The organism is Frankia sp. CcI49 (assembly GCF_001983215.1).
In the GTDB taxonomy this organism is placed as follows: domain Bacteria; phylum Actinomycetota; class Actinomycetes; order Frankiales; family Frankiaceae; genus Parafrankia; species Parafrankia irregularis.
This window is the reverse complement of the sequence record NZ_MOWP01000004.1, coordinates 314,900-331,835: the sequence shown is the minus strand read 5'-3', so window position 1 is coordinate 331,835 and position 16,936 is coordinate 314,900. Positions and strand designations below refer to the sequence as shown.

At 72.9% G+C, this 16,936-nt stretch carries 11 protein-coding genes; 6 read left to right on the top strand and 5 right to left on the bottom strand.

What is annotated here, in order from left to right:
* Positions 1-21: 21 nt before the first annotated feature.
* Positions 22-2,070, top strand: coding sequence for a hypothetical protein (locus tag CcI49_RS02115; RefSeq protein ID WP_054565768.1), 2,049 nt, complete (start codon positions 22-24; stop codon positions 2,068-2,070).
* Between the two features lie 104 nt (positions 2,071-2,174).
* Here CcI49_RS02115 and CcI49_RS02110 read toward each other — a convergent pair whose 3' ends face one another.
* Positions 2,175-3,338, bottom strand: a complete 1,164-nt coding sequence (locus CcI49_RS02110) for an ATP-dependent DNA ligase (RefSeq protein ID WP_054565767.1) — start codon at positions 3,336-3,338, stop codon at positions 2,175-2,177.
* Between the two features lie 89 nt (positions 3,339-3,427).
* Between CcI49_RS02110 and cysC the strand changes: the two genes are divergently transcribed.
* Entirely contained in the window at positions 3,428-5,305 is a 1,878-nt protein-coding gene (gene cysC / locus CcI49_RS02105; protein WP_054565766.1) for an adenylyl-sulfate kinase, read from the top strand.
* Here the strand turns inward: cysC and CcI49_RS02100 are convergent.
* The 4 genes from CcI49_RS02100 to hemE all read right to left on the bottom strand — a co-directional run bounded on the left by CcI49_RS02100 (position 5,299) and on the right by hemE (position 11,723).
* Entirely contained in the window at positions 5,299-7,194 is a 1,896-nt protein-coding gene (locus CcI49_RS02100) for a sugar transferase (protein ID WP_235497812.1), read from the bottom strand. The genes cysC and CcI49_RS02100 overlap by 7 nt on opposite strands.
* Positions 7,195-8,049: 855 nt before the next feature.
* Positions 8,050-8,787 carry a hydrogen peroxide-dependent heme synthase gene (gene hemQ, locus CcI49_RS02095; protein ID WP_054565764.1) on the bottom strand — a complete coding sequence of 246 codons (738 nt, stop codon included), beginning with the start codon at positions 8,785-8,787 and terminating at the stop codon, positions 8,050-8,052.
* A 139-nt stretch (positions 8,788-8,926) separates the two neighbouring features.
* Complete coding sequence (hemG, locus tag CcI49_RS02090; protein ID WP_054565763.1) at positions 8,927-10,339, bottom strand: protoporphyrinogen oxidase; 1,413 nt, start codon at positions 10,337-10,339, stop codon at positions 8,927-8,929.
* A gap of 301 nt (positions 10,340-10,640) precedes the next feature.
* Positions 10,641-11,723, bottom strand: a complete 1,083-nt coding sequence (hemE, locus tag CcI49_RS02085; RefSeq protein ID WP_076823873.1) for a uroporphyrinogen decarboxylase — start codon at positions 11,721-11,723, stop codon at positions 10,641-10,643.
* Positions 11,724-11,924: 201 nt separating this feature from the next.
* On the opposite strand from hemE, the gene CcI49_RS02080 reads away from it, so the two are divergent.
* From CcI49_RS02080 to CcI49_RS02065, 4 genes are all read left to right on the top strand, one after another.
* Complete coding sequence (locus CcI49_RS02080) at positions 11,925-12,278, top strand: DUF3817 domain-containing protein (RefSeq protein WP_054565760.1); 354 nt, start codon at positions 11,925-11,927, stop codon at positions 12,276-12,278.
* A gap of 475 nt (positions 12,279-12,753) precedes the next feature.
* Positions 12,754-13,407, top strand: a complete 654-nt coding sequence (locus CcI49_RS02075) for a DUF3000 domain-containing protein (RefSeq protein ID WP_054566525.1) — start codon at positions 12,754-12,756, stop codon at positions 13,405-13,407.
* A gap of 111 nt (positions 13,408-13,518) precedes the next feature.
* Entirely contained in the window at positions 13,519-15,144 is a 1,626-nt protein-coding gene (locus CcI49_RS02070) for an HRDC domain-containing protein (RefSeq protein WP_054565759.1), read from the top strand.
* A gap of 518 nt (positions 15,145-15,662) precedes the next feature.
* The gene (locus CcI49_RS02065; protein WP_054565758.1) at positions 15,663-16,868 is read left to right on the top strand and encodes a thiolase family protein; all 1,206 of its coding nucleotides are present in this window, start codon (positions 15,663-15,665) and stop codon (positions 16,866-16,868) included.
* Positions 16,869-16,936: the final 68 nt, after the last annotated feature.

The window sequence follows — 16,936 nt, the reverse complement described above, 5'->3', positions numbered from 1 at the left end:
CGGCGGGCCAGGTCCACGTCCATGCCCATGTCAGACGACCGCGTCGTCGTCGATCCCGAGGCGCTGCAACGAATGATCAGCAGGCTGGGTGATCTCCGTGGCACCCTGCAGGCGCAGGCGCAGGTACTCACGGCGCAGGTCGCCGCCGTTCCGCTGGCAGTGGACACACCGAACCGGCTGCGGGCCGTCGACACCTGGGCCGCGGAGCAGGAGGCCCGGCTGCACCGCCGCCTGGTGCTGGCAGAGGCCGCCGACCCCGCGGTCCGGGACAGTCCACGTCTGGTCTTCATGCCCACCTCGTCCGACCGGTATGAGACCTCCGAGCAGGCGTCAGGCGCTGGCCGAGCGCTCGCGGAGGAACTGCTGCGCCCCGATCCCGATCGCCCGGGCGGCCAGCGGATCACCGCCGCCCTCACCGACCTCGGGGCACGGGTCACCGACCCGGACTTCGTGGCCGGGTTCTTCGACCGGCTGGGTCCCACCGGCCTCGCCCGCCTGTTGTACCGGCTGTTCGTGCCGGCGGGGCCGGCCGCGCAGGAGCGGGCGGCGGTCATCCTCGGGCGTGGGCTCGCCACATACAGCGGGGTGCGGGATCTGGCCGGGGCGTGGCTGCGTGGGTTCAGTCGGGCGGGCCGTCCCGGCGAGGTCGAGACATCCCTGCTGGGTCCACTGCTGGCACACGGGCAGTTCGCGCCCGCGTTGCTCGAGCGCCTCGGGGATCTGTTCTTCGGCACGGCCGACGGCTCGCTGCACGACGCCGGCCTGCGGCCGGGCCCGCGGGGGACCGCCGACGGGAGCCGGTGGACCGCCGGTTCCATGCACCGGGACTACGCCGCCGCACTTCTGCGGGCGATCGCGGCACAGCCGCGACTGGCTACGGAGTTCGCCACCCGCCACCTCTCCCAAGTCCTGTCCGCGTCCCATCTGCAGCGTGGTGGCCTGGCCCGCGCCCTGCGCCCGGACGGCGACGCCTGGTCCGCGCAGCTCGAGCCCGCGCGCGCGGCCCTGATAGCCGCGGCAGGCGGTTCGGCGGCGCGCCACGACCAGCCCGCCGCGGCGCGGGAGTTCGTCGTCCGGCTCGTCGAGATGACGGCCCGGCCCGATGCCGCGCACGTGTCCGCGCACATGCGGGCCGCTTTCGGCCAGATCCTCCACGCCTGGCGGGATGATCTCTACGCCGCGGTGACCTCTCCGCTGCCGCCCGACACCTCGGCACCGGGCGCGCCGGGCCTGGGCCTCACGCCGGGCCAGTGGGCCACGCTGCTCCGCGAGAGCCTGCGCGGTGGTGCCAGCGCCCCGCTGCTGGCGGCCGACGCGGTGACCTTCGCCGCCGGTCTCGACCTGCGGGCGTGGGAGCAGACCCGCGGCTACAACCGGCCCAACACGGGCTACTACCCGGCCAGCCCGCGTGCCCTGGCCTACCACCAGTCCAACGAGGTGGCGACGTTCTTCGGGGCCGCTCTCACGGATGTGGCGGAGGCGGAGCTTCGTGACCACGCCGCGAACGAGGCGGCGCACCAGCGGCGCACCGCGGTGCTGCTGGACGTGCTGGCGGAGACCGTGAAATCGATCGACCCCACGAGCCTCGTGCGCACCCTGGCGAATCTCGCCCGTGGCCTGACGGTCGAGATCGTCGAGGACCGGATCCGGCGGGCCGCCGCGAACCAGCCCACCGGGCCAGCCCAGGCGGTTCTCAAGGAGCTTCGGGCCGGGCTGCGGCGCTTCCCCGACTGGCAGGCCCGCTACCGTGCCTCGGTCGCGGACCTGTGGCGGCGCCGTGGCAGCGATCCGCTCCGCCCGGTCCTGGTCACGACGGCCGACGGCGCGACCCGCGTCTACACCGGCGATCCCCGCGCCGACGGCTTCATCGCGGGCCCGGCGGACGACTTCCTCGGCCCCACGGACGAGCCGATCGCCGTCGAGGCCATGAGCCGCGGCCAGCGGGCGGCCTACGAGCGCTGGCTGGCCAGCCCCGCGATCGTGGCGAACAACGACCGGGTCGCCTCGATACTCGGCGTGCTGCCCTCGGACGTGGTGCCCGGGTGGGCGCCGGACTGGGCCCGGCCGTGACCGCCGGCAGCCCGGGTCCGCGCGCCTCGTTCCGTGCCCGCGGCCAAGCCGGTGTCCGCGGCCAGGCCGGTGTCCGCGGCCAGGCCGGTCAACCGACCTTTCGGTCAGCCACCCGAACCGCTCAGGACGTCGGCGATCTCGAACCCGATTGGGCGTTCGAGCTGCTCGTAGGTGCACTCGAGCGGATCACGGTCCGGGCGGAACCGAACGAACTGTGTGGTGTGCCGGAACCGCGGGCCCTCCATGTGGTCGTAGCGCACCTCGACGACACGGTCCGGGCGCAGCGGGACGAACGACAGGTCCCGGCCGCGGGCCCACCTGCTCTCCCCGGCGTCCCACGGAGTCCGCGTCGCCGCGCCGTCCGCGCCCTCGGTGCCGTCCGGGCCGCCGGGCCGGGCCCACGGGTGATCGTCGATCACCGTCACCAGGGGCGCGAGCTCGCCGACCAGCTCGCGGCGGCGCGCCATCGGGAACGCCGAGGTGACCCCGACCGACAGCAGCGACGATCCGTCATAGAGCCCCAGCAGCAGGGAGCCGACCGCCGCCGGGTCGTTCTTGTACGGCCGGTAGCCGGCCACGACGCAGTCCGCCGTGCGCTCGTGCTTCACCTTGATCATGGCTCGTTTGTCTGGTTCGTAATGCCCGGCCGGCGGCTTGGCGACCAGGCCGTCGAGCCCGGCGCCCTCGAAGCGCCGGAACCAGTCCGCGGCCAGGTCCGGGTCGTCCGTCGCCGGGGTGAGGTAGACACCAGCCGGAGGGCGGCCCGGCGGGAGCTGTGTGTCGGCCGGCCCGGACCCCGGCGGGGTCGAGCTCGCCACGCCCGGGCCCGTCCGGCCCGCGAGCAGGTCCTCCAGGGCTGCGCGCCGCCGCGCGAGCGGCTCCCCGACCAGTGCCGTGTCACCGAGCGCGAGCAGGTCGAAGGCCACGAAGGACACCGGTGTCTCCCGGGCGAGCCGATCCACCCGGCTGGCCGCCGGATGAACGCGCTGGCTGAGCTCCTCGAAGTCGAGGCCGCCGGGGGCGATGACCACGATCTCGCCGTCCAGTACACAGCGTTCCGGCAGAACAGCCAGCAGGATCTCGACCAGCTCCGGAAAGTACCTGGTCATCGGCCGGGTGTTGCGGGAGGTGATCTCCAGCTCCGCGCCGTCACGGAACACCAGCGCCCGGAATCCGTCCCATTTCGGCTCGTACAGCATGCCCGGTGGGATCGCGGACGCGGCCCGCGCGAGCATCGGCTTCACCGGCGGCATCACGGGAAGATCCATGTGCGGATACTCCCGCACCGCACCGGTCTGCCGCGAGCGTGTCGCGACCCGGAACGCGGCCGAGTGGCCGAGCCGCTACCGTCGCGAGTGTGAGCGCCACYTCCGACAACGACGTCGGCGCCTTCGCCCGGACGCCACGCCGAGGGCATGATGCAGCCGGTCTGTCCGCCACGTCCATCGAGTCCGACCAGATCGCCGGGTCCGCGGGCCAGGCTCTCGCGCTTGTCGATCCCGGACGAGCCCGCGAGCTGCGGGAGGCGTCCATCGCCTGGCCCTCGGTCACGCTGGACCCGCATCAGCTCGCCGACCTCGAGCTGATGCTGCTCGGCGTGTTCGGGCCCGCGCCAAGCTACCTCGGCCAGCTTCGGCAGCCCGACGGCCCGCCGGTACCCAGCCTCCCCGTCGCGGCGGACGTCGCCGCCGGCCTGACCGTCGGCTCCGAGGTGGCCCTGCGTGACAGAGAAGGGGTGATGATCGCCGCGCTGCGGCTGCTGGCGGTCGAGCCCGTTGCCCCGCCGGCCGCCCCGGGCCCGGCGGAAGCCCCGGGCCCGTCGGAAACCCCGGGCCCGTCGGAAGCCGCCGCGGACGGCACGGGGCAGGCTCTCCTGGTCGGCACCGTGCAGGGTCTCGAGCTGCCCGGGCACCCCGACTATCCGGCGCTGCGCCTCACCCCACCGCAGCTGCGCGCCCAGCTCGCCGCGCGGGGCTGGACGGCGTCCGGCACCGGCGCGCCGTGGGCGGTGTGGGCCGACGGTCTGCTGCACACCGCGGACGTGGGTCGGATCCGGGCGCTGACCCGCCGGGGCAAGCACTGCGTGATCCTCGTCCCCGTCGGCGGCACGGATCCGGCGGATGCCACCCATCACCTCCGCGTGCGCTGCCTGCTCGCCGCGCTGGACGCGATCGACGCGCCGCTGCGCCCGACCGAGGCCACGCTGGCCCACGAGCCACTCGCGTCGGAGGCGGTCGCCAGGGGCGGCCGACGGAACCTGCCGCCGACGGGCCAGGCAGGTCCCTCCGGTCACGGATCATCCACCAGCCGGGCAACGCAGTCGCCCGGACCGCCGCAGCAACGCGGCATGCTCGTGCTCGTGCCGGTCGTCCCGGCGAGTCAGCTCGCGGCTCCCCGCGAGCCGACGATGAGCGCCACCTCGCCGGGCGGCCTCACCGACGAGCTCGACGCGGGCGGACCGGCGCTGGATGCGATGGCCGAGCTCACCGCGCTGCGCGCGCACCTGGCCGAGGTGTATGGCTGCGCCGGCAGTCTGACCGGGCCCGCCATCGGCGCTCCAGGTTCCGACGAGATCACCGCCCTGCTGGACGCCGGTGCACCGCTGCCGGCCGAGCTGACCCCACCAACGGTGGCGGCCGAGCTGGTCCGTGCCGTGCCACCACGTTCCCGGCGGGGTCTCACGATCCTGTTCACCGGGCTGTCCGGCGCGGGCAAGTCGACGCTGGCAGGGCTGCTGGCCTGCCGGCTGCTCGAACGGGGCCGGCGAGTCACCCTGCTGGACGGGGACATCGTCCGGACACATCTGTCCCAGGGACTGGGCTTCTCCCGCGCCGACCGGGATACGAACGTGCGCCGCATCGGCTTCGTCGCGGCCGAGGTCGCGGGCGCCGGCGGGACGGCGGTGTGCGCCCCGATCGCCCCCTATGGCGCGGTTCGGGAGCAGGTGCGGGCGATGAGCACCGCCCGCGGGGCGGGATTCGTCCTCGTCCACGTGTCGACCCCACGCGAGGTGTGCGAGGGGCGGGATCGCAAGGGCCTTTACGCCAAGGCACGGGCAGGTGTGATTCCCGCCTTCACCGGCGTGTCTGACCCCTATGAGGAACCTGTGGACGCCGAGGTCGTCGTGAACACGGCGGATCTGTCCGCGACCGAGGCCGTGGACCAGGTGGTCGCCCATCTGGTCCAGGCCGGCTGGGTCGAGCAGGCGCCTCGGGACGAGGAGCCGCCTCAGTAGGCACCCTCGCGGCGCAGCACCGCGAACAGGGTCCGCCACAGGATGACGAAGTCCATCGCCAACGACCAGTTCTCGACGTACCGGAGGTCGAGCCGGACCGACTCATCCCATTCCAGGTCGCTGCGGCCGCTGATCTGCCACAGGCCGGTGAGGCCGGGCTTGACCATCAGCCGGCGGTAGACGTCGTCCTCGTAGCGGGCGACCTCCGACGGCAGCGGCGGCCGCGGACCGACCAGCGACATGCTTCCGTTGACCACGTTGAACAGCTGGGGAAGCTCGTCAAGCGACCACTTCCGCAGGAACTTGCCCACCTTGGTGATCCGCGGGTCGTCGCGCATCTTGAACAGCAGGCCCTCGGCCCGCTCGTTGTGGGACTCCAGCTCCGCCTTGCGCGCCTCGGCGTCGACGTACATCGAGCGGAACTTGTACATCCGGAACTCGGCACCGCCGCGGCCGACCCGCGTCTGCTTGAAGATGGCCGGGCCGCGGCTGGTCAGCCGCACCGCCAGGCCCAGCCCGATCAGCAGCGGTGAGAAGAGGAGGATCGCGACGGTGGCGACGAGACGGTCGAAGGCCATCTTCATCAGCCGCCGTGTCCCGCTGAGCTCGGGCTCCTCGATGTGCAGCAGCGGCAGGCCGGCGACCGGCCGGATGGAGATCCGCGGGCCCGTCACGTCGGTCAGCGCGGAGCTGACCAGGACGTCCACATCGCTTCCCTCCAGCGCCCACAGCACCCGTCGCAGCGTCTCGCCGTCCATCTGGGGGCCGATCGCGACCGTGGTCGCGTGCGTCGCCTGAATGGCGGTGTGCAGGTTCTCCGAAGTGCCGACGATGGGGACACCGAGCAGGTCGAAGCCGCTGCGCTCGGGTCGGTCGTGGCTGTGCCGGCCGGGCAGCCGGTCCAGGCAGACCCCGACGACCGACCAGCCCGTGGTGGGGTCACGCTGCGCGAGCCGGACCAGGGTCGCCGCGGACTCACCCGCACCCACGACCAGCACCCGGTGCAGGCAACGCCCCTGGCGCCGCATCCTGTGCAGGATGCCGCGCCCGGCGGAGCGCCCCGCGACCGAGAGCAGTGTCGCGGCCGGGAAGGCGATGAGCACGTAGCTTCGGGCGATCTCCGCCTTGGTGGCGTACGAGGCGACCGCCACCAGCGCCGTGAGCCGGGCCGCGGCGTTCACGACCCGCCGGAACTCCTCGGATCCGCCGCCGAGGAACCTGCTCTCGTAGGCCCGGTTGAGCGACATCGACAGCACCCAGGCCAGCGGCAGCAGGACCGTCATCACGATGTAGGGCGTCGACGAGACGGGCTTGGTGTCGAACTCGACGACGTCACCGAAACGCACGAAGTAGGCGAGGCCCACCGAGACCACACAGGCGACCGCGTCGAAGAGCACCAGCAACCGCACGTAGCGACGTTCCCAGCCGACCTGCGCGCGGTAGTTCTTCGGATCGGACGACGACTGGACCTGCGAGAACGCGAACTGCTGGGCCCCCGGGCCGGTATGGCGCCCCCCGGCGGGACGCCCTGGCTCGCCGAACCCTCGCGGCCCGCCAGGCCCGTCCGGCCCGACCCGCGGGACGGGCCACGCCGGCGGGGCCGGTGCGGCCGCCCAGTCGTGGCGCGCCGAAGGCCCGGCGCGCCCCGGGCCGTCCTCGTCGTAGTAGTAGCCGCGCTCGTCGTAACCAGGCTCGCCGTAACCAGGCTCGCCGTAGCCGCGCTCGTCCTGGTCGTAGTAGCCGCGAGCCTGGGGCACCACGCCCGTCGCGCTGGCCGGCCACGGGCTGCCGGACGGCCTGGGCTCGTCAGACCGCCGCCGCCCACCCCCGAATGATCTCGTTCCCCCGGACACATCCGTCACTGCAGGACCCCCCCTGGCCTTCGGCATGTCAGTTCTGATCGACGGACCGGGCGCGCGGCGACGACCCCCCAGGTACCCCCCCGCCGGGCCAATTGTCGATCAGGACTCACCTGCCGGTGTAGCGGTTCACTCATACACGTCCGGTCCTGTAGTCGGTACGCGCGGGCGCGGCCCCCCCACGCCCCGGCGGCTGCCGGGCGCGTATTCCCCACTGGCCTGTCCACTCGCGGCTTCACCGACTCCGCCCTCCAGCGATCGTGTGACCCGGGCAGCCGCGCGGACGTCGCGACAGGCCTGGCGCGCGCGGTCTGGGCAACCGACGCGAAACCAGCGCCCGGCCTGGGCCGACGACGGCCTGCGCCAGCCCCGACATGCGGCGCTCGATGGTCAGGCGGCCACGTTACCGGCACGCGCACCACAGCGGACCATCGCCCCGCCCAGCCCGAACGCCTTCTTCACGACAGCTGGCCGACAGACCCCACCGGAACACTGGTAACCAACAGTGACGACAGTTGAATTACCAGCCAGTAACGCTGTGTAAAACAGGCGTCCGATCACCCGAAATGCGGTGCAATGCACCTACCCTGCGGCTCCACGCATTGACGAGTAGCAGACAGAAACCCACGGCGATGCTACTGTCAGTCATGGCCGGTCCGGGGCGCACCCGGCCGCCGACCATCGATCACCCGGGCCCCGACGGGCCCGGCGGAGATCGGTGGGCTCTGCCCGCCCAGGTCGACTGCGTCACCTGGCCGTGGGGGCAGCAACGGGGCGGTCGGCGCCTGCCGGACGGGTGGGGGCGCCCGGGCAGGTGCCGACCTCTCCTGTCACACAGGCGGTATCGGCCCGCCTGAGGAGGAATGCGACGAGGCCCTCAGGCCGTTACGGAAGCGCCGCGACGACATCCGCGAGGGGCTTGCGTGCCCCGCTGTAGAACGGCGTCTCGAGCCGGGTATGACGCCGCGTCGCACTGGCACGAAGGTGGCGGATGCAGTCCACGATCCGGTGCAGCTCGTCGGCCTCGAAGGCGAGCAGCCACTCGTAGTCACCGAGACCGAAGGCCGCGACCGTGTTCGCACGAACATCCTCGTACTCGCGGCCCATCATCCCGTGCTCGGCGAGCAGACCGCGCCGCTCGTAGTCGGGAAGCAGATACCACTCGAGCGAACGGTTGAACGGATAGACGCAGATGTAGTCGCGCGGGTCCTCCCGGCGGACATACGCCGGAATGTGGTTCCGGTTGAACTCGGCCGGCCGGTGCAGACCGACCGAGGACCAGACCGGCTCCAGGCAGCGACCCAGGCCGGTCTGCCKGAACCGCTGGTAGGTCTCCTGCAGAAGATCCGGATTCGGCGAGGTCCACCAGATCATCACGTCGGCGTCGGCCCGGTAGCCGGAGATCTCGTAGATACCGCGGGTGTACACGTCCTTGGCCAGCGCACCCTCGAGGAGCGCGGCGACCTCCGTGACGATCTCCGCACGGTCCGCGGGCAGCGGACGCCGGGCAGCGAAGACCGACCAACCGGTGTAGAGCAGTTCGTCGTTGAGCTCCCGCGCCGAGGAGGTACCACTGTGCTGCGGTGAGGTACCGCCGCGCTGGACGTCGTCGCCTGTTGACATGACACCATTGTCCACCCCGGCCGCCCGGTGGCGAGTGGTCACCGCCCACCACCGCGCGGGTGCTCCCGCCCCCGCCCGGCGCCCGGGCTCCCGGCCGGCCCTCGGACTCCCGGCCGGCGCTCAGGCACCTGGCCGGCGCTCAGGCTCCCGCCGGCTCCGATTCCGTCGCCGCCGCGCCTCCGGCGGGCAGCCCGACGGCCACCGCCGCCGCGGCGGCCTCCCCGGACCGGATGCACGCGGGGATGCCGACCCCGTCGTAGCCCGCGCCGGCCAGCGCGAGACCTGCGGGCAACGCCCGGCGAACGGCCGCGATCCGGCCCAGGTGGCCCGGCAGGTACTGCGGCAACGCACCTCCCCAACGGCTGACCCGGCCGGCGACGGGACGTGCGATCATCCCGGTCACCTGGGCGACCTCCGCCGCGACCACCCCGATCAGCTCGGTGTCGCCGCGCCGTAGCTCGCCCTCGGCGCCGGCACGGCCGACACTGGCCCGCACGACCGTGAGATCACTGCCAGCGGCCACGTGCGGCCACTTCGCGGACATGTAGGTCACGGCCTTGATCGACAACCCGGCTCGGGACGGCACCAGCAGCCCGCTGCCCGCGGGCGGCGTCACCCCCCGGTAGAGCAGGGTGACCAGGCCCACCGATGCGTACGGCACGCCGGCCAGCGGCGCCGCCGCGTGCGGCGCGATCGGGGAGAGCAGGTCCCGCGCCGCGCCGGCCGGCACCGCGATGATCACCGCATCGGCGGCGAACGGAGGTGGGGCCTCCCCACCGCCGATCGGTTCGCAGCGCACCTGCCAGCCATCCGAGGTCTGCCGCAGCTCGCGGGCCATCAGGCCGGTGCGCACGATCGCGCCGCTGGTGTCGGACACCCGCTGCGCGAACGCGCCGAGCCCGCCGCGCAGCGAGGCGAACACCGGCGTGTGCGCCGGTGCCGGGCCGGTCCGTGCCCGCACCCGGTGCGCGCCGAGCAGCAGCGACCGGTCCTCCGTCGCGATCGGGGTGAGCTGGGGCACGGTCGCCTGCAGCGAGAGCGCGTCGGCCCGGCCGGCGTACACCCCGCCCAGCAGCGGATCGACCAGCCGGTCGACGATCTCCCGCCCCACCCTGGCACCGACGTACCCGCCCACGGTCGGATCGTCGGGCAGCGTCGTCCGCGGCAGCACCAGATCGGCGGCGGCCCGCAGCAGCCCCCACGGCGAGAGCACCCGCGACCGCACCAGGCCGAGGGCGTCCGTGGGGACGCCCAGCAGTGTGTTGGGCGGAATCGGTCGACGCCGGCCACCCACCCACAGCGCGGCGGCGGTCGTGGCCGGATGGACGATCGCGTGCCCGAGACCGACGTGCCGCGCCAGCCGCAGCCCCTCCGGCACGCGCATCAGGAAGGACTCCGCGCCCTCCTCCACGGCGAGCCCCTCGATCGGGGTCGTGCGCAGCTTGCCGCCGACCCGGTCACCAGCCTCGATCACGGTGACCTCGGCCTTGCCCGCCAGAGCGTTCGCGGCCGCCAGGCCCGCGATGCCCCCACCAATGATCACGACCCGCACGTGTCTCCAGCCCCTTCAGCCGTCACCGGTCCGGCCGCCTCCGACGTGTGCCCGTCGAGCGCGAAGGCGGCGGCCTCGCGCTGACGGACCCGTCGGGTGCCGCGGTCGACCTTCAGTCTTGTCGGTGGATCCGGTTCCGCGGTGCCGCGGGTCTCCTCAGCACACCGCTCGCCCGCGCGGGCGGCCCGCTCCACGGGTGTCCGTCCCGGTACCCGCCACGGCCGCGCCGCCGCGCGCGTCGGCTGGCCCCTCCGGGCGATCCCCCGGAGGGGCCATCAGAACCGGTGGACGAGGTCCACGATCAGAACTGGTGGACGAGGTCCACGATGTGCGCGAGCACGCCCGGGTCGCTCTCCGGCAGCACGCCGTGGCCGAGGTTGAAGATGTGGCCGGGCGCCGCGGAGCCGCGGCGGCAGACGTCGCGCACCTTCTCGGCCAGCAGGTCGGCCGGCGCGAAGACCGCGGCGGGGTCGAGGTTGCCCTGCACGGACCGGCCGGGGCCGATGCGCTTGACGGCCTCGTCCAGCGGGACCCGCCAGTCGACCCCGACGACGTCCGCGCCGGCCTCGCCCATCGCGCCGAGCAGCTGCCCGGTGTTCACGCCGAAGTGGATGCGCGGGATGCCGTCGTCGGCGAAGGCCGCCAGCACCCGGGAGCTGTGCGGGGCCACGTAGCACCGGTAGTCGTCCTCGCTGAGCGCGCCGGCCCACGAGTCGAACAGCTGAACGGCGTCCGCGCCCGCGTCGACCTGCACTCGCAGGAACGCCGCGGTGATGTCGGCCAGCCGGCCGAGCAGGTCGTGCCACAGTTCGGGCTCGGAGTACATCAGGGCCTTGGTCCTGATGTGGCTGCGGCTCGGCCCTCCCTCGATGAGGTAGCTGGCCAGGGTGAACGGGGCGCCCGCGAAACCGATCAGCGGTGTCGTGCCGAGCTCGCGGATCAGCGAGCCCACGGCCGTCTGCACGTAGGGCACGTCGTCCGGCTCGAGCGGGCGCAGGATGTCCAGGTCGGCCCGGGACCGGATCGGGTGGGCCACCACGGGGCCCACTCCGGCGACGATGTCGACGTCCACCCCGACCGCGGCGAGCGGCAGCACGATGTCGGAGAAGAAGATGGCCGCGTCGGGGCGGAACCGACGGATCGGCTGCAGCGTGATCTCGGTGACCAGGTCCGGGTTCCGGCAGGAGTCGAGCATCGCCGTGTTGGCGCGCAGCGCGCGGTATTCGGGCAGCACCCGACCGGCCTGCCGCATGAACCAGACAGGTACCCGGTCCGGGCGGTCCCCTGCCGCGGCGCGCAGAAACGGCGATGTCGCGACGATGTCACGACGTCGGGGCGGAGCCCCCTCACGGGGCGGCGCGACGGCGGTGTTTCCGAGGGACATAGCCCGATCGTTGCACGACGGGCGAGCAGATGCCGGGTTGGGCACACGACTGTGTGCGATATCTTCTACTGACAGTAGAAGCCAATCGGGTGAACGGTAGCCGGGCGGCCAGGGCACCACTGGGCGCCGAGCCCGTCACCGACCCCGCAGAGACCACAGCGGGCCGCGGTCCGACCGCGGCGACCGTCGAGGAGATTCCCGATGACCGACCCTTCCGCTCGGGACGGTTTCTGGCCGGTGGGCGCCACGCGCGTCGTCTCGCTGGCGGAGGCCGTCTCCTTCGTGCTGCTGCTGGTGGCGAGCGCGATCAAGTACGGCGCCGACGAGCCGATCGGGGTCCGGATCCTCGGGCCGACGCACGGCACCCTGTTCATCGCGTACTGCCTGTTGGTGCTGTACGTGTCGGTGCTGCGGCAGTGGAAGATCGGGCGCACCCTGCTCGCCCTCGGTGCGTCCGTGGTGCCCTTCGCGCCCTTCTTCGTGGAACGCCACTGGCTGCGGCCGCTCGACGCCTCCACCGCGAGCGGACCGGGTGCGTCCGGCGCAACCGCCTGAATCACCCGCACTCTCGCGGATGGGGCTTCGGCCCCGCACCGCGCACAGCCGCCCGCACGCGACACGCCGGTGGGAATGCGCGGAGAACCGCACCACCCGTGGCACCGTCAGTCCAGTCGGAATGTGCGACAACGGTCCGCGATGCCCACCCGGTCCGCGATGTCCCACGTCGCCCACTTCCGGCCGGCCAACGGCGTGCCCGGGGAGTGACGCGAGTGGACCAGGTCCTGGTGAGCCCGGACGATCACATCCGCGACCGCGCGGACTGCGGGCGTGACCGGCGCTTCGAGAGCAGCACCGGCAGGAGCCCGGCGTGAGCCTGCACAGCACGGAGCCGGGCACCGCCGAGCCCACGGACTCGTYCCGCCCGCCGCTGCGTCCCGCCCGAACCGGCCAGACCCGCACGGACGGTTCCAAGCGGCACTCTCCGACGTCCGACCAGCGTGATCACGGTGCAGCACCTAACGTTGCGGCCATGGGGGGAACACGGCTGCAGCTCACCGCGCCTGCCCTCTTCGTCGCAGCCACCGACGCGCTGCGGAGCTCGCTGGACGAGCTCCGGCCCGACGTCACCATTCGGGAGATCCCCGCGCCGACTCGCATCGCGCCGTTCGCCTTCGCGCTCGCCGGTGGTCTCACCAACGATGACGAGGCGGCGTCCGGGCGGTTCGTGCTGTTGTTCGACCCTGATGGCCAGGACGCCTGGGAAGGGCTGGCCCGAGTCGTCTGCTACGCGAGGGCCTCGGTCGACCCGGAGGTGGCCGACGATCCACTGCTGCCCGGTGTCGCCTGGTCCTGGCTGCGGGAGTCGCTCCAGTCGCACGGTGCCGAGACCCACGCCCTCGGCGGGACGGTGACAACCACGTCGTCGCGTCGTTTCGGGGTGCTGGCCACCGATGGCGACAACTTCGACGTGGAGCTGCGCTGCTCGTGGTCACCCACCTGGGCCGGCACGGACGCGACCGAGCCCGGTCAGGCCGGCCCGGCCGGGGGGGCCGAACCGGCGGGCGGGCTCAACCATTCGGACGTCGCGGCGCATCTGCACTCGTTCGCCGATCTGCTGGCCGCGATGGCAGGCCTTCCACCACGTCTCTCCGGGGTCGTTCCGCTACCTGCGCGCCGGGCCTGAGCCGCCGGGCACCTCCGTGCGGAGACACAGCGCACCCGCTATGTCAACAGAACGCGTCCGGGATGACTACCTCGACGCCAAAGACGAACACTAAGCGTATAATTAGTCGGAATGCTCGGCCGACTGGGCTGCCAGCCCGCTCATTCACACGTACCATCGCCGATCGTGACGTCGACGGTTCCTGACTCAACGCACCTGGTCAGCGAGGGTGCGGCAGCCGATGCTGCCGCCGAGCCGTCAGCGCCCGTCCCGATCCCCCTGCTGGAGCCGGCCGACGGCGTCCCGCCCGTCCTCGACGATCCGCAGGATCTCGCGCGCGCGACGGAGCGCCTGGCCGCCGGCACCGGCCCGATCGCCTTCGACGCCGAGCGTGCCTCGGGCTACCGCTACAGCCAGCGCGCCTATCTCGTGCAGATCCGCCGCCAGGGCGCCGGCACCATCCTCATCGACCCGGTGGCACTGCCCGACCTCACCAGCCTGCAGGAGGTGGTGGGCCCGACCGAGTGGGTGCTGCACGCGGCCAGCCAGGACCTGCCCTGCCTCGCCGAGCTGGGCCTGCACCCGACCAGCCTGTTCGACACCGAGCTCGCCGGGCGGCTGCTGGGCTACGAGCGGGTCGGGCTCGGCGCCATGGTCGAGCGGGTGCTCGGCTTCGCGCTGGAGAAGGGGCACTCCGCGGCGGACTGGTCCACCCGGCCGCTGCCCGAGCCGTGGCTGCGCTATGCCGCGCTGGACGTGGAGCTGCTCGTGGAGCTCCGCGACCGGCTGGAGGCGGAGCTCGTCGARCGCGACAAGATCGCCTTTGCCCGGCAGGAGTTCGCGGCGATCGCCGCCGCTCCCCCGCGGGAACCGCGCGCCGAGCCGTGGCGTCGCACCAGCGGGATCCACCGCGCACGCACCCGGCGCCAGCTCGCGGCGGTCCGCGCGATGTGGCAGGCCCGCGACAAGGTCGCCCGGACCCGTGACCTCGCGCCAGGGCGGGTGCTGCCCGACGGCGCGATCATGGACGCCGTCCTCAAGGCGCCCGCGGACGTCGCCGCGCTGACCCGGCTGCCGGTCTTCTCCGGGCCGAAGATCCGTCGCTCGGCGCAGACCTGGATGGACGCGCTGCGGTCAGCGGCGGAGCTACCGGAAAGCCAGCTCCCAAGCACGGCCGGGCCGGGCGGAGACGGGCTTCCGCCCCAGAACCGCTGGGCCGAACGTGATCCGGTGGCTGCCGCCCGGCTGGCCCGGGTGCGGGCCGCTCTGAACACCATCGCCACCGCGCAGGGCATGCCGGTGGAGAACCTGCTGGAGCCGGCACTCGCCCGCCGCGTCACCTGGACGCCGCCGGCGTCGCGCGACACCGCGTCGGTGACGGCCGCGCTGGTCGCGGGCGGAGCACGTTCCTGGCAGGTGGAGCTCACGGCGACCGCCGTGGCGACCGCGCTGGTCGACCCTCCGGCGACGGGCACCGCTCCGTCGACGTCGCCGACACCGCTGCCGTCGACACCGTCGACACCGCTGCCGACGCTGACGTCGACGCCGACGGCCGGGCCGGCCGCGAACGACACGACAGCGGACAGCACGGCCCCGGGCGCCTCTGCTGCCCCGGGCGGCGCGGCGGAAGGCCTGGTAGGAGGACGTCCCGAGCCCGACGCCGGCGGCGCTCCTCGCCGGGCCGCCCCGCGGCGGGCGACGCGCCCTCGCCGCTCACCGACCCAGCCCGCGGCGAGCGACGAGCCCTCCGCTTCCTGACCGCCACCGCCCGGCCGAAGCGTGAAGGATTTCGGTCGTTCTCGGGACCGAAATCCTTCACGCTTGCTCGGTAGCAGCGGCAGCAGCGACGTCGCCGGCGACCGCCCGAAGCGGCGGCGCGAAGCGTTGAGGCTTTTCGTCGTTCCCGCGACCAGAATCCTCAGATCTTGCTCAGCAGCAACGACAGCCAGAGGTCCGGGATCTCGCGGCGGACTCCCCAACGACCAGAATCCGCACCTCACATCACGCATCGTGACCAGATGCGAGAAAAGAACCACTGAGACGTACCGCCAGGGCCCGGCGGCGGTTCAGCGTTCGCCGAGGGCGCCGGATTTTACCTCGCAAATACGACCACCGATCCGTCCGCGATCGTGACACCTCTTACCTACCCACGGGTAACTCCTGTCGTAGGCTGGTGCCCGTCGCGGCCGGCACACACCTTCAGGCATCCGGCCCGACACCGGTGGCGGCGGGTCGGACACGCGCCGTCGACGGACAAGGGCGTCGAGGAGGCCGGTGTGTTCGTAAGCGCGCGGGGTTCGGTGCGTGATGTGGTGTTCGTCGACGGCGTGCGGACGCCGTTCGGCAAGGCGAAGGGCGTCTACAGCGAGACCCGGGCGGACGACCTGGTGGTCAAGGTCATCCGGGAGCTCATCCGCCGCAATCCCGGCCTGCCGCCGGAGCGGGTCGACGAGGTGGCGATCGCGGCCACCACCCAGATCGGCGACCAGGGCCTGACGATCGGGCGGACCGCCGGCATTCTCGCCGGTCTGCCGAAGTCCGTCCCGGGCTATGCGATCGACCGGATGTGCGCGGGCGCGGTGACAGCGGTGACCACGACCGCGTCCGCCATCGCGGTCGGCGCCTACGACGTCGCGATCGCCGGCGGCGTCGAGCACATGGGGCGCCATCCCATGGGTGAGGGGGTCGACCCCAACCCCCGGTTCGTCTCCGAGAAGCTCGTCGACCCGTCCGCGCTGGTCATGGGGATGACGGCGGAGAACGTGCACGACCGCTACCCGGGCATCACCCGGGCGCGGGCCGACGCCTACGCCGTCGCCTCGCAGGAGAAGGTGGCCAAGGCCTACGCCAACAACCAGATCCAGCCCGACCTCGTCCCGGTCGCCGCGCGGCACGTCGAGAACGGGTGGGAGCTGGTCACCGCGGACGAGCCGCCGCGACCCGGCACCACGCTGCAGGGCCTCGCCGGGCTCAAGACGCCCTTCCGGCCGCACGGCCGGGTCACCGCGGGCAACGCCGCCGGCATCAACGACGGCGCGACCGGATGCCTGCTGGCAGCCGCCGACGTCGCCGCCGAACTGGGCCTGAGCCGCAAGATGACCATGGTCGGCTTCGGCTTCGCGGGTGTCTCCCCCGAGGTGATGGGCATCGGCCCGATCCCGTCCACGGAGAAGGCGCTCGCCCGCACCGGCCTGACCATCGACGACATCGGACTGTTCGAGCTGAACGAGGCGTTCGCCGTGCAGGTGCTCGCGTTCCTCGACCACTTCGGCATCGACGACGACGACCCGCGCGTCAACCCCTACGGCGGCGCGATCGCGCTGGGGCATCCGCTCGCCTCCAGCGGCGTGCGCCTGATGACCCAGCTCGCCCGGCAGTTCGAGGAGCACCCCGAGGTCCGCTACGGCCTGACCGCGATGTGCGTGGGCATCGGCATGGGCGCGACGACGATCTGGGAGAACCCGCACCACCAGGCCGTCTGACCGGTGGCCCACATGTCGCACCTCGAAGCCCGTACCTCGAACCCCGACCCCCGCACCCCGCACCCCGA